19 protein-coding genes and 1 tRNA gene are annotated in these 20,021 nt (G+C 71.8%); 14 read left to right on the forward strand and 6 right to left on the reverse strand.

The genetic code is table 11. The features are described from left to right. Positions 1-41: 41 nt before the first annotated feature. From IAG42_RS17350 to IAG42_RS17360, 3 genes are all read left to right on the forward strand, one after another. Positions 42-857: a glycerophosphodiester phosphodiesterase gene (locus IAG42_RS17350; protein ID WP_188337888.1), complete on the forward strand. Its 816-nt coding sequence runs from the start codon at positions 42-44 to the stop codon at positions 855-857. A 72-nt stretch (positions 858-929) separates the two neighbouring features. Further along, positions 930-1,568, forward strand: a complete 639-nt coding sequence (locus IAG42_RS17355; RefSeq protein ID WP_188337889.1) for an ATP-binding protein — start codon at positions 930-932, stop codon at positions 1,566-1,568. Between the two features lie 126 nt (positions 1,569-1,694). Continuing rightward, the gene (locus IAG42_RS17360) at positions 1,695-2,666 is read left to right on the forward strand and encodes a DUF5926 family protein (RefSeq protein ID WP_188337890.1); all 972 of its coding nucleotides are present in this window, start codon (positions 1,695-1,697) and stop codon (positions 2,664-2,666) included. Between the two features lie 272 nt (positions 2,667-2,938). Here IAG42_RS17360 and IAG42_RS17365 read toward each other — a convergent pair whose 3' ends face one another. Together IAG42_RS17365 and IAG42_RS17370 are read right to left on the reverse strand one after the other, a co-directional pair. Continuing rightward, positions 2,939-3,583: a hypothetical protein gene (locus IAG42_RS17365; protein ID WP_223206043.1), complete on the reverse strand. Its 645-nt coding sequence runs from the start codon at positions 3,581-3,583 to the stop codon at positions 2,939-2,941. A gap of 56 nt (positions 3,584-3,639) precedes the next feature. Continuing rightward, complete coding sequence (locus tag IAG42_RS17370; RefSeq protein ID WP_188337891.1) at positions 3,640-4,335, reverse strand: bifunctional DNA primase/polymerase; 696 nt, start codon at positions 4,333-4,335, stop codon at positions 3,640-3,642. 653 nt (positions 4,336-4,988) lie between these two features. On the opposite strand from IAG42_RS17370, the gene IAG42_RS17375 reads away from it, so the two are divergent. Both IAG42_RS17375 and IAG42_RS17380 read left to right on the forward strand, forming a co-directional pair. After that, positions 4,989-6,395, forward strand: coding sequence for a PP2C family protein-serine/threonine phosphatase (locus tag IAG42_RS17375; RefSeq protein ID WP_188337892.1), 1,407 nt, complete (start codon positions 4,989-4,991; stop codon positions 6,393-6,395). Between the two features lie 107 nt (positions 6,396-6,502). Next, the gene (locus tag IAG42_RS17380; protein ID WP_188337893.1) at positions 6,503-7,957 is read left to right on the forward strand and encodes an aminopeptidase P family protein; all 1,455 of its coding nucleotides are present in this window, start codon (positions 6,503-6,505) and stop codon (positions 7,955-7,957) included. A gap of 74 nt (positions 7,958-8,031) precedes the next feature. On the opposite strand, the gene IAG42_RS17385 is transcribed toward IAG42_RS17380, so the two are convergent. Further along, positions 8,032-8,475 carry an ATP-binding protein gene (locus IAG42_RS17385; protein ID WP_188337894.1) on the reverse strand — a complete coding sequence of 148 codons (444 nt, stop codon included), beginning with the start codon at positions 8,473-8,475 and terminating at the stop codon, positions 8,032-8,034. 215 nt (positions 8,476-8,690) lie between these two features. Here IAG42_RS17385 and IAG42_RS17390 point away from each other — a divergent pair, with 215 nt between their 5' ends. The 9 genes from IAG42_RS17390 to IAG42_RS17430 all read left to right on the forward strand — a co-directional run bounded on the left by IAG42_RS17390 (position 8,691) and on the right by IAG42_RS17430 (position 18,587). Continuing rightward, entirely contained in the window at positions 8,691-9,482 is a 792-nt protein-coding gene (locus tag IAG42_RS17390; protein ID WP_188337895.1) for a hypothetical protein, read from the forward strand. Positions 9,483-9,629: 147 nt separating this feature from the next. Beyond that, on the forward strand, positions 9,630-10,373 hold the full coding sequence (locus IAG42_RS17395; RefSeq protein ID WP_188337896.1) for a YcnI family copper-binding membrane protein: 744 nt from the start codon (positions 9,630-9,632) through the stop codon (positions 10,371-10,373). A gap of 90 nt (positions 10,374-10,463) precedes the next feature. Beyond that, on the forward strand, positions 10,464-11,159 hold the full coding sequence (locus IAG42_RS17400; RefSeq protein WP_188337897.1) for an SCO family protein: 696 nt from the start codon (positions 10,464-10,466) through the stop codon (positions 11,157-11,159). After that, positions 11,156-11,629, forward strand: a complete 474-nt coding sequence (locus IAG42_RS17405; protein WP_188337898.1) for a copper chaperone PCu(A)C — start codon at positions 11,156-11,158, stop codon at positions 11,627-11,629. The genes IAG42_RS17400 and IAG42_RS17405 overlap by 4 nt, the downstream gene beginning before the upstream one ends. A 14-nt stretch (positions 11,630-11,643) precedes the next feature. Next, complete coding sequence (locus IAG42_RS17410) at positions 11,644-13,569, forward strand: copper resistance CopC/CopD family protein (RefSeq protein ID WP_188337899.1); 1,926 nt, start codon at positions 11,644-11,646, stop codon at positions 13,567-13,569. Between the two features lie 6 nt (positions 13,570-13,575). After that, entirely contained in the window at positions 13,576-14,850 is a 1,275-nt protein-coding gene (efeB, locus tag IAG42_RS17415) for an iron uptake transporter deferrochelatase/peroxidase subunit (RefSeq protein ID WP_188337900.1), read from the forward strand. A 42-nt stretch (positions 14,851-14,892) separates the two neighbouring features. Further along, entirely contained in the window at positions 14,893-15,828 is a 936-nt protein-coding gene (gene pheA, locus IAG42_RS17420) for a prephenate dehydratase (protein ID WP_188337901.1), read from the forward strand. Between the two features lie 614 nt (positions 15,829-16,442). After that, positions 16,443-17,714 (forward strand): serine--tRNA ligase, encoded by a 1,272-nt coding sequence (gene serS / locus IAG42_RS17425; RefSeq protein ID WP_188337902.1) that lies wholly within the window; start codon positions 16,443-16,445, stop codon positions 17,712-17,714. A gap of 45 nt (positions 17,715-17,759) precedes the next feature. Next, positions 17,760-18,587 (forward strand): HAD family hydrolase, encoded by an 828-nt coding sequence (locus IAG42_RS17430; protein ID WP_223206044.1) that lies wholly within the window; start codon positions 17,760-17,762, stop codon positions 18,585-18,587. 30 nt (positions 18,588-18,617) lie between these two features. On the opposite strand, the gene IAG42_RS17435 is transcribed toward IAG42_RS17430, so the two are convergent. The 3 genes from IAG42_RS17435 to IAG42_RS17445 all read right to left on the reverse strand — a co-directional run bounded on the left by IAG42_RS17435 (position 18,618) and on the right by IAG42_RS17445 (position 20,021). Continuing rightward, positions 18,618-18,721 (reverse strand) — tRNA-OTHER (locus tag IAG42_RS17435). Between the two features lie 277 nt (positions 18,722-18,998). Beyond that, on the reverse strand, positions 18,999-19,199 hold the full coding sequence (locus IAG42_RS17440) for an SGM_3592 family protein (RefSeq protein WP_188337903.1): 201 nt from the start codon (positions 19,197-19,199) through the stop codon (positions 18,999-19,001). Positions 19,200-19,301: 102 nt separating this feature from the next. Next, positions 19,302-20,021 (reverse strand): ABC transporter permease, encoded by a 720-nt coding sequence (locus tag IAG42_RS17445; protein WP_188337904.1) that lies wholly within the window; start codon positions 20,019-20,021, stop codon positions 19,302-19,304.

The raw sequence follows: 20,021 nt of genomic DNA on the forward strand, positions 1-20,021 counted from the left end.
GTTCTTCCCGGTCGCCTGCCGCGCGGTGGCACCATGACGCGGTGACCCACGCACCACAGCAACGCATCCAGGTCGTCGCCCATCGCGGTGCCTCGGAGGACGCCCCCGAGCACACGCTGGCCGCCTACAAGAAGGCGATCGAGGACGGTGCCGACGCCCTCGAATGCGATGTGCGGCTCACGGCGGACGGCCACCTCGTGTGCGTGCACGACCGCCGCGTCAACCGTACGTCGAACGGCCGCGGGGCGGTCTCGGCCCTGGAGCTCGCGGATCTCGCCGCGCTCGACTTCGGCTCCTGGAAGGATCCCGAGGAGGGGCCCGATTGGGCGAGCAGCTCGTCGACGCCGTCCGCGGACACCTCGGTGCTCACCCTGGAGCGGCTCCTGGAGCTGGTGGCCGACGCGGGCCGCCCCGTGGAGCTGGCGATCGAGACGAAACACCCGACGCGCTGGGCCGGCCAGGTGGAGGAGCGACTGCTGCACCTCCTCAAGCGCTTCGGCCTGGACGCACCGGCGCCGGACGAGCCCTCTCCCGTACGGGTGATGAGCTTCTCCGCGCGCTCCCTCGCGCGCGTGCGGGAGGCGTCGCCGACGCTGCCGACCGTCTACCTGATGCAGTTCGTGTCGCCGCGCCACCGGGAGGGCCGGCTGCCCAAGGGGGTGGGCATCGCGGGCCCCAGCATGCGGATCGTGCGCAACCACCCCGCCTATGTGGAGAAGCTCGTGCGCGCGGGGCACGGCGTCCACGTGTGGACGGTGAACGAGCCCGAGGACGTCGACCTCTGTGTGCGGCTCGGCGTCGACGCGATCATCACCAACCGGCCGGCGGCGGTGCTGCGCCGGCTCGACAGAGGCTGATTCCAGCCACTTTCACACCCTTCTGTCACGGGGAGTGCTCCGGCGCGTTCGGTCCGTAGTCGATCGTCATGAGTGCGTCACGGGACCCGGATTGGCCGGTTTCCGGTCCAGTCCATTGGGGCATTCACACCGTGGCGTGGGGCAAAGGAGGTCTCGGGGGTGGCGTTGGTGGTGGCACAGGAGGTGCCCGCGTCGTCGAGCATGGCCGTACCCCATGGCCCTGCGGGCGTGGGTGCGGCAAGACATCGGATGCGTGACCAGCTGCGGTCCGGCGGCGTGTCCGAATCAGTGATCGACGATGCCGTTCTGATTCTTTCCGAACTGCTCAGCAACGCGTGCCGGCACGGCAGGCCGCTGGGCGACGATCTGGCCGGCGACGGGGACGTGAGAGCCGCGTGGCGGGTCGACGACCGGGGATGTCTCACGGTCGAGGTGACGGACGGCGGCGGCCCGACCCGCCCGGTTCCGGCCACTCCTTCGGTCACCGCGCACGGCGGCCGCGGGCTCAACATCATCACGGCCCTCTCCGACGACTGGGGCGTCCGCGACGACGCCCGGGGCGAGGTGACGGTCTGGGTGGTCGTGCACAAGGACGTGCACGCCGAAGCGGCCATGCACCGCCGCGAGGACTTCGCGACGCGCGTAGGAGCCCCGGCCGTGTCGGACCTGGCGGGTCTGGATTTCGCTGACGCGTTCGACGATCTGGGCTGACCGCCGCTCGCCGGTGGTCAGTTGGGCGCCGCCGCCCTCTTGTCGGTCTCCGATCGGCCCGCGGCCGGTACGAGCGGCTAGGCTCGCGCGAGTACGTACGAGAGCCGTATCCGGGAGACACCCAAGATGGCCAAGAAGCGCCCCCAGACAAAGGGCAAGCCGCACATCACCAGTGGAGCTGAGGGGGACTTCCCGGTCGTCGGCGCGCGCGAACCCTGCCCGTGCGGCAGCGGCCGCCGCTACAAGGCCTGTCACGGCCGGGCCGCCGCGCACGCCGTGACCGAGCTGGTGCAGCGTCCCTTCGAGGGCCTCGTCGGCGAGGGCGACTGGATCGCGCTGCGCGAGCTGGTCCCGGCGGCGACGGTCGAGCTGACGCTGAAGGACGGACTGCCCGAGGGCGTCCCGTCGGTCACCCTCGCGACCGTGCTGCCGATGGCGTGGCCCGCGCTGCGCCGCGAGGACGGCTTGGTGCTGATCGGCCTGCAGAACGACACGCCCTCGGGCGACCTGAGCCGCGACCTGGCCGACACCCTGCTGCGCGCCCTGGAGGCGGAGCCGGGCAACCCGGTGCAGGCGCGCCGGGCGCCCTCCGAGGGCCCGCGCCTGCAGGACGTGCTCGACCCGAAGGGCGCCTTCGAGCCGGTCGTGCACACGGGCTTCGAGTTCTGGGTCCCGGACTCGGAGAACGCGTCGGCGGACGTGACCGCCTCCCTGGAGCGGGCCAACGCGGCCGCGATCCCGACGGTGAAGCTGACCGGCGTGGACAGCGCCTACTGGTGCGAGACGCCGGAGAAGAACCACCTGCGGTGGGTCATGCCGCACCCGGAGGAGAAGCTCCTCGACGCGCTGGCGCGGCTGCACGCGGCCGGCCGGTCCTCGCTGGGCGAGGGCACGCGGCTGGTGGGCTCGTTCCGGGCGCACGGACTGACCGTGCCGGTCTGGGACCTGCCGAGCGCCACCCGGGCCGAGGACATCGAGAAGCCGGCGGCCGAGTTCGCCGAGCGGCTCGCCGAGGCGCTGGCCTCGGACGCCCCGCTGACCGCCGACGAGCGGCGCGCCCGGGGCGGCCTCACCAACCGGCAGGTCACGCTCAGCTGACATGCGGCGCCCGCCGGGGCCGCCCCCTCGCTGACCGACCGGTCAGCCCCTCGGGCAGCGGAAACCCGGTCCGGAAGGGGTGACTCCGGTCACAACTCCCGGTAGTCGCAGGTAAATCCATGTCCGAATAGAAGAGATCGAATTTGCGAACTGCCGATCTCTTGTTACCGTTCAGATAGCCCGGTTGCTGGTGCATCCCCCGTCGCCAGCAACCGGGCGTTTTCATGCCCGCAGCCGGGCCGCACCCCCGTGGACACCGATCAACCCCGGTACTACGGCGCCGAGTTGCTCCCCGCGCGCAACAGCAGCGGGCTCTCCGCATCGCTCGCGTACTCCGCCACCGCCTGGTACTCCGCGGCCGCTCCGCGCGTACGGCCCCGCGGCGTCTCACACAGTCCCGGCTCGTCGCCGCCGCCCACCGCGCAGGTGATCTGCACCGTGCGCCCGTCCGGCGCCATGAGGGTCAGCACCGCGGACAGCGCGGCACCGGTCGCGTTCCGGTAGTACGTGCGCGCCCATGTGTCGTCACTCTGGGTGAGCACGCAGGTCTGCGCCTCCACACCTTCGGGGGAGACCAGTTGGGGGCCGCAGCGGGAGGCCGTGGAGCGGTCCGGGGCGCCCAGGAGCGAGCCCCGCGCGGGGGCCGGTGCCTCACCCGTCAGGTCCTTGCGCGTCGGATCCCCGTGCGTCGTGTCCTCGCGCGCCGGGTGCCCGGGAGCCGTGTCGCCGGGAGCCGCGTCGGCGTGCCGGCCGCCCGCGCCGTCGTCGACCGGTCCGGCGAAGGCTCCGGCCAGAGGGAGCGCCGCGGCGAGCACCACGGCGCAGGCGAGCCCGGACAGACGGAGGCGGGTGTGCTGCCTCCGGTGCCCGGGCGGGGTCGTGACCTGGTCCTGGGCGGGAGGGGGCGCGGGAGGCATGCGCCGAACATAGCGGGGCCGTCCGAGCCCGCCGGCGCGCCGCGCGCCCCGACGGCTCACAACTCGGGGGCGCTCACACCCGTACGAGTGAGGGCGTCCACCACCGCGTCCACCACGGCCTCCACGTCCGGCACCCAGGGCTCGGCCGAACCGGGCAGCGGCGCGCGCTCCCAGCGGACCGGGCCCGCGCCCGTCGTGGACGGCGGCAGGGTGATGTACCCGCCCTCGCCGTGGAAGCGCAGGGAGCCCGGGACGAAGTCCTTGGCGTACAGGAGCTCGCCGAGCTGCTCCATCGTGTAGGGCGCCACGAGGATCATGAGGCGCTCGGGGGTCGCGAGCACCGGGCCGAGCCGGATGCCGGTCCGGTCGAGGACCGCGAGCGCGCGGGCGCCCGCGACGGCGGGCAGGCTCACGGCACAGGGCGCGCGCCCGCCGGCCGGTCCGGAGGAGGCGCCGGTGGCGAGCACGACCGGTGCGTCGGGGCGCTTCGTCCACCACCAGCGGACCATGCGCGCGTCGGTCGTCGCCGCGAGCAGTCCGGGGTCGAACGGGTGTGCGCCGGGCACCGTGCACTCCGGGTCGGGGCACGCACAGCGGACACCGTCCCGGCGCCCCGCCGTCTCGAGTCCTATGCCGGGCAGAACCGGCCACCGCCACGCTGTCGCGAACGTGAGGGCCGCGCTGAGCAGGTCAGACTTCCCGTGGTCACGCCTGGACAGGAGCCTGCGTCGCCTTCCGGGGATCTCGCGCATGAGCGCTCGTTCCTTTCCGTTGACCGAAGAGAACGCTGTGGGCCACATCACACTATGTGTCGAACAGTCACTGCGCGTACATGGTGGAGCGCCTGGCCCCGGCCGGGACCGCCGGCCTCGGGCAGGGGGGACCCCTATAGTCCGAGCGCCTGCTGTGTCCTTCAAAAGCCTGGCGTGGGGTGGCGACGCCTGGCGTTTGCCGTCCCGCGTATTTCTCGCCGCCTCCCTCGCGGGAGGATGGGGCACGGTCGTCGATGGTTATGACGCCCGGGTCCGTCACCAGGTTCCGGGGTCTCGATCCCAACTGGCCCTGGTCTTCACCGAGTACGTACCCATCGTGACCGTAGTGACGCTCCGTCGAACCAGGCCAGTCGACCGCAATACACCCATCCCCCGGTCAGTTTTTGGCCAAACTGGAATGGGATGAATCGGCAGGGTTTCGCACGGTCGATCCGAGAAGGTTCAGAGATCACGTCAGAACAGCAGTCACGTGACCACCACGGACACCAGGAATCCCAGCAGGACAATGCTGGACATCCCCTCTCCAGTGCGTGTAGATGTGGAACCACTGCTGGCGGCGCAGAGCTGATAAGGCTGACATGGGGGTTTGCCATGCAATTGAGCGAAATGCACCGGTCGGAAAGCCGGAAGCCATGACAACCCCGCGCCTGCCGAAAGTGGCCGGAATCGATGCCCCTTCTGGACAGGTTCCCCCGCCTGCCCACACGGTCTCGTCCGCCCCGGCCCCCGCACCGTCACGGACACCGGCCGCGTCGCCGCCGACGCCCGCCCCCTCCGCCCTGATCCAGGACCGCCTCGCCGGCTGGGTCTCGGACCTCACGACCCTGCACGAACTCACGGAGCGGCTCGCCCGCACCGCCGTGCTCGAGGACGCCCTGCACGAACTGCTGCGCGCCGGAGCCGCCCTGGTGGGCGCCCGGCGCGGTCTCGTCGTGCTCGAACCGGGGGACGGCCGCGGCCCCGACACCACCGTCGGCCTCGGTCTGTCCCGCCCCGACCTCGGCCACATCGAGACCGTGCCGCGCGGCGCCACCTCGTACGGGCGGATCCTGGACGGGCTCACCACCGACCCCGAGGTCCACACCGACCTGCTCTCCGAGGACGGTCTCGACCCGCGCCACCGCGAGGTCGCCGCCCGCCTCGGCTACGCGGCCAGCTACGCGCTGCCGCTCGCCACCGACGCCGCGGGCCGGATCGGCGCCGCCGTCTGGCTCTACGACGAGCCCGCCGAACCCGTCGAGCGCCAGCGCCACCTCGTGGGCCTGTACGCGCGCTACGCCACCGAGCACCTGGACCGCCTCCTCGAACTGGAGCGCACGCGCGCGTGGGCGCGCACGGTCTCCGACGAGCTGCTGCCGCCGCGGCTCCCCCGCGTGGCCGGCGTCCAGCTCGCCGCGCGTCACCGCACGGGACCGCGCGGCGGCGGCGACTGGTACGACGCGCTGCCGCTGCCCGAGGGCGCGCTCGGTCTCGCCGTCGGCTCGGTCACCGGCTGCGGCGCGAGCGCCGTCGCCGCGATGGGCCGGCTGCGCGCCTCCCTGCGGGCCTACGCCGTCATGGAGGGCGAGGACCCGGTCGCGGTCCTGTCCGATCTCGAACTGCTGCTGCGGCTCACCGAACCCGCGCGCAGCGCCACCGCCCTGTTCGCCTACTGCGAGCCCGCCCAGCGCAAGATCGTCCTCGCGGGCGCGGGGCACAGCCCGCCGCTGCTGATCGGCGCCCGCCGCACCGAGTTCGTCGAGACGACGCTGTCCGCGCCGCTCGGCATGCTCGCCTGCTGGGAGGCGCCGAGCACGGAGGTCGAGCCGGAGCCGGGCGAAACGGTGCTGCTCTACACCGACGGCCTGCTGCACCGCACCGGCGACCCGATGGACCGCGCCTTCGCCCGGCTCCACGCGGCGGCCGCCGGCGTCCCGCGCGCCATCCGCGACGACCCCGGCGCGATCGCCGACCACGTCCTGCACGCCGTGCTCCCCGACGGCCTCGACACGGCCGACAGCGACGAGGACGTCGTCCTGCTGGCAGCCCGCTTCGAGTAGGCGCCCGCGCACAGCCGGTAAGGGTCCTCCGGCCCTGGTCGCCCTTCCGTACGCTCGTACGATGGAGGGGGTCCATCGCCCTATACAGGCTGCAAACAGGAGGAACCGTGTCGGAGGAGCTCACCACCCCGGAGACCCCGGAAGACGAGCCCATCAAGCAGCGGAAGAACGGCCTCTACCCGGGCGTGTCCGACGAGCTCGCCGAGAACATGAAGTCCGGCTGGGCCGACACGGAGCTGCACGACCTGCAGCCGATCGCCCAGGCCGCCGAGACCGCCGCCCGCCGCAAGGCCCTGTCCGCCCGCTTCCCCGGCGAGCGCATCGTGGTCCCCGCGGGCAACCTCAAGACCCGCTCGAACGACACGGAGTACGCCTTCCGCGCCTCCGTCGAGTACGCGTACCTGACCGGCAACCAGACGGAGGACGGCGTCCTCGTCCTGGAGCCCACCGCGGACGGCCACAAGGAGACGATCTACCTCCTGCCGCGCTCGGACCGCGAGAACGGCGAGTTCTGGCTCGACGGCCAGGGCGAGCTGTGGGTCGGCCGCCGCCACTCCCTGACCGAGGCCGCCACGCTCTACGGCATCCCCGCCTCCGACGTGCGCGAGCTCGCCGACGCGCTGCGCGAGGCCACCGGCCCCGTCCGCGTCGTGCGCGGCTTCGACGCCGGCATCGAGGCGGCCCTGGCCGACAAGGTCACCGCCGAGCGCGACGAGGAGCTGCGCGTCTTCCTGTCCGAGGCCCGCCTCGTGAAGGACGCGTTCGAGGTCGGCGAGCTGCAGAAGGCCGTCGACTCCACCGTGCGCGGCTTCGAGGACGTCGTGAAGGTGCTCGACAAGGCCGAGGCGACCTCCGAGCGCTACATCGAGGGCACGTTCTTCCTCCGCGCGCGCGTGGAGGGCAACGACATCGGCTACGGCTCCATCTGCGCCGCCGGCCCGCACGCCTGCACCCTGCACTGGGTCCGCAACGACGGCGCGGTCCGCTCCGGCGACCTGCTCCTCCTGGACGCGGGCGTCGAGACGCACACGTACTACACCGCCGACGTGACCCGCACGCTGCCGATCAACGGCACGTACAGCGCGATCCAGCGGAAGATCTACGACGCCGTGTACGAGGCCCAGGAGGCCGGTATCGCGGCCGTGAAGCCCGGCGCCAAGTACCGCGACTTCCACGACGCCGCGCAGCGCGTGCTCGCCGAGAAGCTCGTCGAGTGGGGCCTGGTCGAGGGCCCGGTCGAGCGGGTCCTGGAGCTCGGGCTGCAGCGCCGCTGGACGCTGCACGGCACCGGTCACATGCTCGGCATGGACGTCCACGACTGCGCCGTCGCGCGGACCGAGACGTACGTGGACGGCACGCTGGAGCCCGGCATGGTGCTCACCGTCGAGCCCGGTCTGTACTTCCAGGCCGACGACCTGACGGTGCCGCAGGAGTACCGCGGCATCGGCGTCCGGATCGAGGACGACATCCTCGTCACCGAGGGCGGCAACGAGAACCTGTCGTCCGGTCTGCCGCGGCGGGCCGACGAGGTCGAGGCCTGGATGGCCCGCCTCAAGGGCTGATCGCCAGTACGCCGGTACTCCAGTACGCCGGCAACAGGACGCGCCCCTTGTAGTGATGACACTCCTTGTAGTGGTCACACCGCTACAAGGGGCGCGTCCTTCTTCCATTTGAGGATCTTGTCGAAGCTGACGACGGCGCCGCCGTGGCCCGGCCGGTTCACGAAGTCCACGTGGTCGGAGAGTTCCTCGATGAGGCACAGGCCGCGGCCGTTCTCCGCGTGCGTGCTCGGCGCGCGCCCGCGCACGGCCGGGAAGCCGGGTCCGGAGTCGGCGACCTCGATGCGACAGCGCTCGCCCTCCAGATACGCCGTCACCTCGTACCCGCCCGCGGTGCCGCCCGTTCCGGACGCGCCGCCGTGCTCCACCGCGTTCGCGCACGCCTCGCTGAGGGCGACCGACAGGTCGTAGGAGATGTCGGGGTCGACGCCGGCCGTCTCCATGGCGCCCAGGAGGAGGCGTCGGGCGAGCGGGACACTCGCCGCTTCGCGGCGCAGACGGAGGGACCACCAGATGCTCATGCTCCCGCCTCCCGGCCGCGGCTCGACATACCGATACGTATTGCCGTCACCGCCCGCGCGCAATCGCGCGGTTGACGTGATACCGCCCATATGGCGGATGCGAGCCGTACTGTCCCCGTTGTAAAGGAGATCTCCAGGGAGATCGACGGGAGATTTCCGGACCTTGCGGACCTGCCGCACCGCGCCGAGGGGCCCAGTGCGATGATGAGGCCGCCATGTCTGCCCCCCACCCGCGCCAGGCGCGCAGCGCGGCCGGTCTCCGGCTGCTCAGGGCCGCGGTGTTCGCCGCGGTCTGCGTCGTGCTGTCCGCGGCGGGGCACGTCCTCGGGTCCACCGCCACCGTCCCCCTGTGGACGCTCTCGCTGGGCTTCCTGACCGTCTTCTGCGCCGCCCTGCCCCTCGCGGGCCGCGAGCGCGCGCTGCCGGGCATCGCCGCGCTCCTGGGCGTCGGCCAGATCGGCCTCCACACGCTCTTCGGGGTCGGCCAGCAGCACGGCACGATGGTGATGGGCGGCGCCGAACCGTCCGTGGTCGAGCGGGCCGCACGGCTGATGTGCGGGGCGGGCGCCTCGGCGCTCAGCCCGGTCCAGGCGCAGCGGATCCTCGACGACGCCGGGGTGCCGAGCGGCGAGGCGCAGCACCACATGACCGGCGCGGCCGGCGCCATGGCGCTGATGCCGTCGCTGCCGATGCTGCTCGGGCACCTGCTCGCCGCGGCCGGCGCCGGCTGGCTGCTGCGCCGCGGCGACCTCGCCCTGAGCGGCGCCCTGCGGCTCTCCCGGGCCTCGGCGCAGTCGGTCGCCGAGGGGGCGTTCGTACGGTCCCTGCGGGCGGCGCTCGCCCTCGTCCGCGTCCTGCGCGCGGGTCTCGGGGAGGTTCCCGCGGGGCTCGGGTGCGCGCCGCGTGCCGGGTTCCCGGCGCCGCCGCGGCTGCGGGCCGTCGTCCTCCAGCACTCGGTGAGCCGGCGCGGGCCACCCGCCGAGGACGCGTTCCTTCTCGCTGCCTGACACGGCATCCGTACTCCACCTCCACCGCGCGACGCGAGGGGTGAGGCGTGCTGCCGTGCGGCACGCGCGCGTGCCCGTGTCCGGGTGCGCTCCTCATCCTCCGGAGGGCCCCTGAGGGGTCCCGCTGAACGTGGAGTTCTCATCGTCATGAAGAAGATGTCCCGCGCCGCTCTCGTCGGTGCCGCCGCCGTCTCCTCCGTCGCCCTGCTGTCCGCCCCGGCCTTCGCGCACGTGTCCGTGCAGCCGGAGGGCCCGGCCGCCAAGGGCGGTTACGCCGTGGTCGACTTCAAGGTCCCGAACGAGCGCGACGACTCCTCGACGGTCAAGCTCGAGGTCTCCTTCCCGACCGACCACCCGCTCGCCTCGGTGATGCCCGAGCCGGTGCCGGGCTGGGAGGCGAAGGTCACGAAGTCGAAGCTGGACAAGCCGCTGGAGATGCACGGCCGGAAGATCAGCGAGGTCGTCTCCAAGGTCACCTGGACCGCGACCGGTTCGGGTGACGACAAGGGTGTCCGGCCCGGCTACTTCCAGAAGTTCCCGGTCTCCATCGGCCAGCTGCCGACCGACACCGACCAGCTCGTGTTCAAGGCCCTCCAGACGTACGACGACAAGGAGGTCGTGCGCTGGATCGAGGCCCCGCAGGAGGGCCAGGAGGAGCCGGAGAGCCCGGCGCCGGTCCTCGCCCTGACGGCCGCCGAGGAGGACGGCCACGGGGCCGCGGGCGCCGCCGCCAAGGACGACAAGAAGCAGGCCTCGGCCTCCACCGAGGCCGCTTCCGACAGCTCCACCAGCGACACCACCGCCCGCACGCTCGGCATCGTCGGCATCCTCGTCGGCGCCGCCGGTGTGGCGTTCGGCGTCCTGGCGGGCCGTCGGCGTACCAACAACTGAGCCACCCTCGGTTCCGCGCCGGGGTCGCGGTGGGCGACCCCGGCGCGGGCCGGACCCTCACCTACGGGACGTTTTTCTATGCGCAACACCATGAAGAAGACGAGCAAGCAGTCGCGCGACAAGAAGGCGGGCAGGAAGACGCTGTTCGCCGCCGCCGGACTGGTCACGGCGGCCGCCTTCACGCTCTCCGCGTGCGGCACCGGCAGCGACGACAGCGCGAAGCCGGTCACCGAGGTGTCGACCGAGGCCGGTTCGCAGAAGGCCGCGACGGTGCTCGACAAGCCCTTCGAGAAGCCGGACCTGGTCCTCACGGACACCCACGGCAAGAAGTTCGACCTGCGCGAGCGGACCAAGGGCAGGCCGACGCTGATCTACTTCGGCTACACCCACTGCCCGGACGTCTGCCCGCTGACGATGAGCAACATCGCCGTCGCCAAGAAGGCCCTGCCCAAGTCCGAGCAGGACAAGCTCCAGGTCGTCTTCGTCACGACCGACCCGGACCGTGACACCCCGGCCGTGCTCGGCAAGTGGCTCAAGGCGCAGGACGCCGACTTCATCGGCCTGACCGGTGACTTCGCCACCATCCAGGGCGGCGCCCGCACCATCGGCATCTCCATCGAGCCGACCCAGAAGGACAAGAACGGCAAGCTCGTGTCGATGCACGGCACGCAGGTCATCGCCTTCTCGCCGAAGACCGACGCCGGTTACGTCCTGTACGGCGAGGACGCCACGGTGGACGACTACACCAAGGACCTCCCGAAGATCGTCAAGGGGGCCAAGCCGTGACCCGCGTACGGACCCCGCTCGCGTTCGGCGCCGTGACGCTGGCGGCGGCCCTCGCGCTCACCGCCTGCGGCTCCGGTGACGGGGGCGGGGACGCGCCGGACGTGAAGGTCGAGGGCGCGTTCATCCCCGAGCCCGCCTCCGGCGACATGGCGGCCGGCTTCTTCGTCGTCCACAACGGCGGCGCGGCCGACACCCTGGAGTCCGTCAGCAGCGAGATCGCCGGCCAGGTCACCCTGCACACGACCAAGGACGGCGTGATGAAGGAGCAGGAGTCGTTCGCGGTGCCCGCGAACGGCGAGCTGGACTTCGAGCGCGGCGCCGACCACCTCATGTTCGAGAACCTGAAGCGGAAGCCGAAGGAGGGCGACAAGGTGGCCGTGGAGCTGCACTTCGCCGAGTCCGGCACCGTCAAGGTCGACTTCCCGGTGAAGGCCGCCACCTACAACCCGACGTCGCACGCGTCTCATTGAGGGGCTGACCGCACGTGAAGACCATCGCTCCCCGTTTCCGGCACCTGGTGCTGCTGTTCCTCGCCGTCACCGGCGCGCTCCTGGCCGGTGCCGCTCCCGTGTCCGCGCACGCCGCGCTGACCGGCAGCGATCCCCAGCAGGGAGCGGTGGTCGAGACGGCACCGAAGCGGGTGACGCTCACCTTCTCCGAGACCGTCGCCCTGTCGGACGACTCGCTGCGCGTGCTCGACCCCGCGGGCAAGCGCGTCGACGACGGCAAGGCGCGCGGCGCCGGCGGCACCAAGTACGCCGTGGGGCTGCACTCCGGCCTGCCGGACGGCACGTTCACCGTCGCCTACCAGGTCGTGTCGGCCGACAGCCATCCCGTCTCGGGCGCCTTCACGTTCTCGATCGGCGCCCCCTCCAAGACCTCCGCGGTGCTGACCGACCAGAACGCGGGCGGCGGCGTCGTGGGCGCCCTCTACGGCGTCACGCGCTACCTCTCCTACGCGGGCTACGTGCTCCTCGTGGGCGGCGCCGTGTTCGTGCTGGCCTGCTGGCCGCGCGGCGCCGGGATCAAGCCGGTGCAGCGCGTCGTCGTGGCGGGCTGGACCGCGCTGACCGCCTCCACCATCGCCATGCTGCTGATGCGCGGCGCCTACACCGGCTCCGGGAAGCTCGGCGACGTCTTCGACATGACGCTGCTCGGACAGGTCCTCCAGACGAAGACCGGCGCGGCGCTCACCTCCCGGCTGCTGCTGCTCGCCGCGGCCGCGCTCTTCATCGCCGTGCTCTTCGGCGCCTATGTGAAGCGTGCCGAGGACGGCGACAAGAAGGAGCTCAAGGACCTCACCTTCGGGCTCGCGGTCGGCGGCGCGGTCGTCGCCGCCGGACTCGGCGCCACCTGGGCCATGGCCGAGCACGCCTCCACCGGCATCCAGACCGGCATCGCGATGCCCGTCGACGTGCTGCACCTGCTGGCCGTCGCCACCTGGTTCGGCGGGCTGAGCGCGCTGCTCGTCGCGCTGTACCGGGCACCCTCGATCGAGGCCTCGGCGGTGCACCGCTTCTCCCGGGTCGCGTTCGGCAGCGTCGTCGTGCTCGCGGCGACCGGGATCTACCAGTCGTGGCGGCAGGTCGGCTCCTGGTCGGCGCTGACCGGCACCCGCTACGGTCAGCTGCTCCTGATCAAGATCGGGCTCGTGGCGCTGCTCGTAGGCATCGCCTGGATCTCCCGCCGCTGGACCGGCCGGATCGCCGAGGAAGCGGTCACGGCGAGCGTGGTCGAGCAGCGGACGGCCGGGAAGAAGGAACCGGTCGAGGTCGGGGGCGGCGCCAAGGGCACGGCGGGCACCGGTTCCGTCGAGGGCGGCGGCCGGGACGGCGAGAGTCCCGAGCGGGCCGCGCAGCTCGCCCGGCAGCGCGCCGCGATGGCCAGTGCCCGCGAGAAGCGGGTGCGCGACGCCGACCCGCAGCGCTTCGGGCTGCGCCGCTCGGTGCTCGCCGAGGCCGGTGTCGCCGTGGTCCTGCTCGTCGTCACCACGATCCTGACCAGCACCGAGCCGGGCCGTACGGAGGAGGAGGCCAAGGCCGCGGGCGCCGCCGCGCAGACGCAGGCGGGGCCGGTCTCCCTGAAGATGCCGTTCGACACGGGCGCCGCGGACGGCAAGGGCTCGGTCCTGTTCGACGTGGACCCGGGCCGCACCGGCGACAACGACATGCACGTCTACGTGCTGCGCCCCAACGGGAAGGCCTTCGACGTCCCCGAGGTGAAGGTGTCCTTCACCCAGGAGGCGAAGAAGATCGGCCCGCTGTCCGTCGTGCCCGACCGCATCGCCACGGGACACTGGACGGCGAGCGGCGTGCAGATCCCCGTGGCCGGCGACTGGAAGATCGCGGTCACCGTGCGCACCTCCGACATCGACCAAGTGACCGTCACCAAGAACGCGAAGATCGGCTGAACCACCATGGCTGACACCCAGAGCCGTACGGCCGCGGACACCTCCGGGCCCGGCGCCCCCGGCATCTCCCGCCGCCGTCTCATCGGCACGGCCGGGGCGACCGGCGTCGCCCTGGGCGCCGTCGGGGCGGGCGCCGGATACGCCGTGGCCTCGGCGACCGCGCCGGAGCAGCAGACGGCACTGACCACGCTCGGCGCGGACCGCGTGATGTTTCACGGGAAACATCAGCCGGGGATCACCACGCCGATGCAGGCCCGCGGCCATGTCGTGGCGTTCGACCTCGCGCCGGGCGCGGGGCGCAAGGAGGCGGCCGCACTGCTGCGCCGCTGGTCGGCGACGGCCGAGCGGCTGATGGCGGGGGAGCCCGCCGGAGCGGACGACACGGACGTCGCGCGGGACGCGGGTCCGTCCTCGCTGACGGTCACCTTCGGTTTCGGGCACAGCTTCTTCGCCCGTACCGGTCTGGAGAAGCAGCGGCCGGGCGCGCTCGACCCGCTGCCGGACTTCTTCTCCGACCACCTCGACAAGGCGCGCAGCAACGGCGACCTGTGGGTGCAGATCGGTGCCAACGACTCGCTCGTCGCCTTCCACGCCCTGCGCGCGATCCAGAAGGACGCGGGCGGGGCGGCGAAGGTGCGCTGGCAGATGAACGGCTTCAACCGTTCGCCGGGCGCCACCGCGCACCCGATGACGGCCCGGAACCTGATGGGCCAGGTCGACGGCACGAACAACCCGAAGCCGTCCGACGCCGACTTCGACAAGCGGATCTTCGTGCCCGCCTCGGGCTCCCCCGACTGGATGGCGAACGGCTCGTACGCGGTCGTGCGCCGCATCCGGATGCTGCTCGACGACTGGGAGCAGCTCGGCGCGAAGGCGCAGGAGGCGGTCATCGGGCGCCGGAAGTCGACGGGGGCGCCGCTCAGCGGCGGCTCCGAGACGACCGAGCCGGACCTGGAGAAGACCGGCCCGGGCGGCGATCTCGTCGTGCCGATCAACGCGCACGCGCGCATCAGCCGGCCGGACCAGAACGGCGGGGCCGCGATGCTGCGCCGCCCGTTCTCCTTCCACGACGGCATCGCGGCGGACGGCACTGTGGACGCGGGTCTGCTGTTCATCTGCTGGCAGGCGGATCCGCTGCGCGGCTTCGTGCCGGTGCAGCGCAAGCTCGACCGGGGCGACGCCCTGTCGGAGTTCATCCGGCACGAGTCGAGCGGCCTGTTCGCGGTGCCGGGCGGCGCTCAGAAGGGCGGATACGTGGGGCAGGAGCTGCTGGAGGGCTGAGCTCCGGCCCTCCCCGGGGCCGGGCCGCATTAGGGTGACTGCATGCCAGCCAGCTACGCGTATCTCGGCCCCGAGGGCACCTTCACCGAAGTCGCCCTGCGCACGCTCCCGGAGACGGCCACCCGGGAGCTGGTCCCCATGGTGTCGGTGCCGGCGGCGCTCGACGCCGTCCGGTCCGGTGAGGCCGAGGCCGCGTTCGTGCCGATCGAGAACTCGGTCGAGGGCGGCATCACGACGACGCTCGACGAGCTGGTCGCGGGCGAGCCGCTGATGATCTACCGCGAGGTGCTGCTCGACATCACCTTCGCGCTGCTCGTACGGCCCGGCACGCAGCTGTCGGACATCAAGACGGTGACGGCGCACCCGGCGGCCCAGCCCCAGGTGCGCAACTGGATGAAGACCCATCTGGCGGGCGACGTGACCTGGGAGTCCGCCGCGTCGAACGCGGACGGGGCCCGGCTCGTGCAGGAGGGCCGCTTCGACGCCGCGTTCGCCGGTGTCTTCGCGGCCGAGCGCTACGGGCTGACCCCGCTGGTCACCGACATCCACGACGCGGAGAACGCGCAGACCCGGTTCGTCCTGGTGGGCAAGCCGGCCCGGCCCGCGGCGCCGACCGGGGCCGACAAGACGTCCGTGGTCATCTGGCAGAGCGACGACCACCCCGGCGGGCTGATGGAGCTGCTGCAGGAGTTCGCGATCCGCGGGGTCAACCTGGTGCTGCTGCAGTCCCGGCCGACCGGCACGGGGATCGGTGACTACTGCTTCGCGATCGACGCCGAGGGACACATCTCGGACCGCCGGGTGGCGGAGGCGCTGATGGGGCTGAAGCGGAGGTGCCCGCAGGTGCGCTACCTCGGCTCGTATCCGCGGGCGGGTGTCGCCGTCGCGGACGTTCGGACGCCGCGGGCCGGGACCTCGGACGGGGAGTTCATGGCGGCGTCGGACTGGCTGGCGCGCTGCCAGGACGGCCGCTTCTAGCTCCGTTTCCCACAGCCGGGCCCGGTTTTCCACCGTCGGGCCCGGCTCTTCGCGGTCTGGACCACCGGTCCTACCAGCGGATTTTCTTCATCCACAGAAGTTATCCACAGGTGCCCTTCTCGACCTGGGGACAAGTCGACAGGAAGGGTCGATTCCGTCGACAAATCGCCCTACCGACCCCAACTCCCTCCACAGGCCCGCACGTCACCCCTCGTCCACCCATTTCCGTCGATCAACTCTTCAGAGTGAAGCATTTCCACCCGAAAGTGAGTCCGAAGCGGGTTTGGATCGAGAATGCTTCGCTCCACATGCGGCTTTCGGAACGATCTCTTCCGCAGTCCACAGATCTCTCGCACAGCCTGTGGATAACTTTTCGGAACGCTGAATCCCTGTGGACAGCGGGCGCCAAATTCCGCACCCCACAAGGGAGTCGGGTCAAGGCCCCGCCCGCCGCCTGCCCCCATTCAGGGACCGGCCCGCTTTTCCTTGACGGAGTTCCCGATCTTGCATTCCAGGCTAAATGCACATTCCGGCAAATGGGACATAAACCGCCGTGTCGCCGGCCGCCGGATATCCGGGCGTGAGCCGCGAGCGCGCGACGGTAGCCTTGAGGGGTGATTGACCTTCGCCTGCTCCGTGAGGACCCCGACCGTGTTCGCGCCTCCCAGCGCGCCCGTGGAGAGGACGTCGCCCTCGTCGACTCCGTCCTGTCCGCCGACGAGCGGCGCAGGTCGTCCGGGCTCCGCTTCGACGAACTGCGCTCCGAGCAGAAGGCGCTCGGCAAGCTCATGGGCAAGGCCACGCCCGAGGAGCGCGCGGAGCTGCTGAAGAAGGGCGAGTCCCTCAAGGCGGACGTGAAGGCCGCCGAGGCCGAGCAGCGCGAGGCCGAGGAGGAGACCAAGACCCTCGCCCTCCAGCTGGGCAACATCGTGCACCCCGACGTCCCGCGCGGCGGCGAGGAGGACTTCGTCGTCCTCGAGACGCACGGCACGATCCGCGACTTCGGCGCCGAGGGCTTCGAGCCCAAGGACCACCTGGAGCTCGGCGAGGCGCTCGGTGCCATCGACGTCGAGCGCGGCGCGAAGGTCTCCGGCTCGCGCTTCTACTACCTGACGGGCGTCGGCGCGCTCCTGGAGCTCGCGCTGGTCAACGCGGCGATCGCCCAGGCCACCGAGGCCGGCTTCACGCCGATGCTGACCCCCGCCCTGGTGCGCCCGCGCGCCATGGAGGGCACCGGCTTCCTCGGCCAGGCCGCGGAGAACGTGTACCACCTGGAGAAGGACGACTACTACCTGGTCGGCACCTCCGAGGTCCCGCTCGCCGCGTACCACATGGACGAGATCGTCGACGCGAACCAGCTGCCGCTGCGCTACGCGGGCTTCTCCCCGTGCTTCCGCCGCGAGGCCGGCACGTACGGCAAGGACACCCGCGGCATCTTCCGCGTGCACCAGTTCGACAAGGTCGAGATGTTCTCGTACGTCGACCCGGCCGACGCGGAGAACGAGCACAAGCGTCTCCTGGAGTGGGAGAAGCAGTGGCTGACCGGCCTCGAGCTGCCCTTCCAGGTGATCGACGTCGCCACCGGTGACCTCGGCGCCTCGGCCTCGCGCAAGTTCGACTGCGAGGCGTGGATCCCGACCCAGGGCAAGTACCGCGAGCTGACCTCGGCGTCGAACTGCGACGGGTTCCAGGCCCGCCGTCTGTCGATCCGGATGCGCGACGGCAAGAAGGTCCAGCCGCTCGCCACGCTGAACGGCACGCTGTGCGCCGTTCCGCGCACGATCGTCGCGATCCTGGAGAATCACCAGCAGGCCGACGGCTCCGTACGGGTGCCCGAGGTCCTGCGCCCGTACCTGGGGGGACGAACGGTTCTCGAACCCAAGTGAGGCGTTCGTGAACCCGCGTCAGAACCGTCTGGAGCCGATCACCAAGTGAGCCAGCCCGCTCCGATTGCACCCGCCGCCTTTCCGTACCGGCTCGTCGCGACCGACCTCGACGGGACGCTGCTGCGTCCCGACGACACGGTCTCGGAGCGCACGCGCGAGGCGCTCGCCGCGGCCACCGCGGCGGGCGCGGCCCACATCGTCGTCACCGGCCGGGCCGTGCCCTGGACCCGCCACATCCTCGACGACCTCGGTTACGAGGGACTCGCGGTGTGCGGCCAGGGCGCGCAGGTCTACCACGCGGGGGAGCACCGTCTCCTGACGTCCGTGACGCTCGACCGGCAGCTGGCGGGGCTCGCCCTGTCGAAGATCGAGGCCGAGACCGGCCCGCTGGCGATCGCCGCGAGCCGCGACGGCCTCGCGGGCGAGGTGATCGTCGGCCCCGGCTACCAGGTGCAGGAGGGGCCGCTCCCGGTCATCCCGTTCACCGAGGTCGCCGACCTGTGGGCGGCGCCGCTCAACAAGGTCTACATCCAGCACCCGAAGCTGTCGGACGACGAGCTGGCCTCGATCGCGCGCGCCGTGGCGGGCGATCTCGTGGGCATCGTGATGGCCGGCCCGGGCGTCGTGGAGCTGCTGCCGCTGGGGCTGTCGAAGGCCACGGGGCTGTCGCTCGCGGCGCGCCGGCTGGGTGCGAAGGCGGCGACCACCATCGCGTTCGGCGACATGCCCAACGACATCCCGATGTTCGGCTGGGCCGCGCACGGTGTGGCGATGGCCAACGCGCACGACGAGCTGAAGGCCGTCGCCGACGAGGTGACGACGTCGAACGCGGACGACGGCATCGCGGTGGTCCTGGAGCGTCTGCTCGGCTGAGTGCCGGTCTCTTTGAACTGGTTGCGCTTGCGGAGGATGCGCGGATCGAACGCGCGCGGGGCTTCCACCCCGACGACGACTCGCTTTGAATGAGCACAGTGCAAGCCGCTGCCTTACCACTCGGCCAATCCTCCGGGTGGGCGGCCCACGCGCCTCAGAGGGCACGTGCTCGAAGCGGCCGCCCCGGGCAGCACCCCTGGGGCGGGGCTCGACGGAGTGCAGTGACTACTCCGGAGCCTGCCTCGGGCTGCCCTGCCGGGAGCTCGACGGACTACTGAACTTCATCGTCGCGCTCCTCTCCCGGTAGGTGGCCCGCCGGGACCTGACGCCCCGGCGCGGTGACACAACTACTGTGCCGTGCCCGGCCGTTGACCGCCACCGATTAAAAGCCCGGGGCCCGGAGGCTCGGAGTCAGCGGCGCCGCCGTCTGCGGCGCCTGGCCTTGCTGAAGAACCATCCCGCGGGCGGCTCGTCGGAGCGCCACGGCTGCGGGTCCGGGCCGCCGTCGCGCCAGCGGGCCGCGAGCATGCGGGCCCGCGCGGACGGCTCCGCCGTCTCCGCGCCACGGATGAAGTCGGCGTCCAGCACCACGTCGTCCCAGGCGTCGTCCATCGCAGATCCTCCTCGGGCGGCGTACGGACCGCTCACCCTCCCCCAGTGTCCGGAGAGGAGGGTGAAATCGGCGTCAAGATCCGCACAGCGGGCGAAACGGTCCTACTCCTCGCCGGCCAGCGTCAGGGCGCGGAGCTTCTGGCCCGCGTACCAGGTGGCCAGGACCGTGACCGCCACCAGGAGGACCGTCGCGAGGGGAAGGCCGACGTCCGAGGTGACGAGGTCGCCGCCCGCCACCTTGTGGGCGACCGCGAGGGACCACTGCTGCACGCTGAGGGTGCGGGCCCCCGCGACCAGGGAGCCGAAGAGGGCCTCCCACACCAGGGCGTAGACGAGGCCGAAGACGACCGCGTGCCGGGTCACCGTGCCGAGCAGCAGGAAGATCGCGGCGTACGCGATGGAGGCGACCAGGGCCGCGACCGTGTAGGCGACGGCGATCTGCTGCCCGTTCCCGTTCAGGATCAGGCCCGCGATCAGGGTCGGGACGGCGGAGAAGACCATGGTGACGGCGACCGCCACGATGAGCTTGGTGAAGATGATCGTGGGCCGCTTCACGGGCTTCGACAGGAGATAGACCACGGAGCCGTCGTCGATCTCGGGGCCGATGGCGCCCGTGCCCGCGATGACGCCGATGAGCGGCACCATCGTGGCGAGCGCGAAGCCGCCGAGGACGTCGGTCGCGGTCTGGTCGTCGGCGCCGGTGAGGCCGCGGACCAGTGCCGAGATGCCGATGAGCAGCACGGGCAGGGCGAACAGGATGAGGGCCCGGCGGCGGCCGAGCAGGGCCCGGTAGGTGAGCCGGGCGACAGTGGGGTCGTACAT

Origin of the sequence: Streptomyces xanthii (assembly GCF_014621695.1) — a bacterium.
GTDB lineage: Bacteria > Actinomycetota > Actinomycetes > Streptomycetales > Streptomycetaceae > Streptomyces > Streptomyces xanthii.

Coding starts and splice junctions, on each gene's coding strand:
- IAG42_RS17360 (WP_188337890.1), top strand. CDS start 1,695: ATGGCCAAGAAGCGCCCCCAGACAAAGGGCAAGCCGCACATCACCAGT.
- IAG42_RS17365 (WP_223206043.1), bottom strand. CDS start 3,583: ATGCCTCCCGCGCCCCCTCCCGCCCAGGACCAGGTCACGACCCCGCCC.
- IAG42_RS17370 (WP_188337891.1), bottom strand. CDS start 4,335: ATGCGCGAGATCCCCGGAAGGCGACGCAGGCTCCTGTCCAGGCGTGAC.
- IAG42_RS17375 (WP_188337892.1), top strand. CDS start 4,989: ATGACAACCCCGCGCCTGCCGAAAGTGGCCGGAATCGATGCCCCTTCT.
- IAG42_RS17385 (WP_188337894.1), bottom strand. CDS start 8,475: ATGAGCATCTGGTGGTCCCTCCGTCTGCGCCGCGAAGCGGCGAGTGTC.
- IAG42_RS17390 (WP_188337895.1), top strand. CDS start 8,691: ATGTCTGCCCCCCACCCGCGCCAGGCGCGCAGCGCGGCCGGTCTCCGG.
- IAG42_RS17395 (WP_188337896.1), top strand. CDS start 9,630: ATGAAGAAGATGTCCCGCGCCGCTCTCGTCGGTGCCGCCGCCGTCTCC.
- IAG42_RS17400 (WP_188337897.1), top strand. CDS start 10,464: ATGAAGAAGACGAGCAAGCAGTCGCGCGACAAGAAGGCGGGCAGGAAG.
- efeB (WP_188337900.1), top strand. CDS start 13,576: ATGGCTGACACCCAGAGCCGTACGGCCGCGGACACCTCCGGGCCCGGC.
- pheA (WP_188337901.1), top strand. CDS start 14,893: ATGCCAGCCAGCTACGCGTATCTCGGCCCCGAGGGCACCTTCACCGAA.
- IAG42_RS17440 (WP_188337903.1), bottom strand. CDS start 19,199: ATGGACGACGCCTGGGACGACGTGGTGCTGGACGCCGACTTCATCCGT.
- IAG42_RS17445 (WP_188337904.1), bottom strand. CDS start 20,021: ATGTACGACCCCACTGTCGCCCGGCTCACCTACCGGGCCCTGCTCGGC.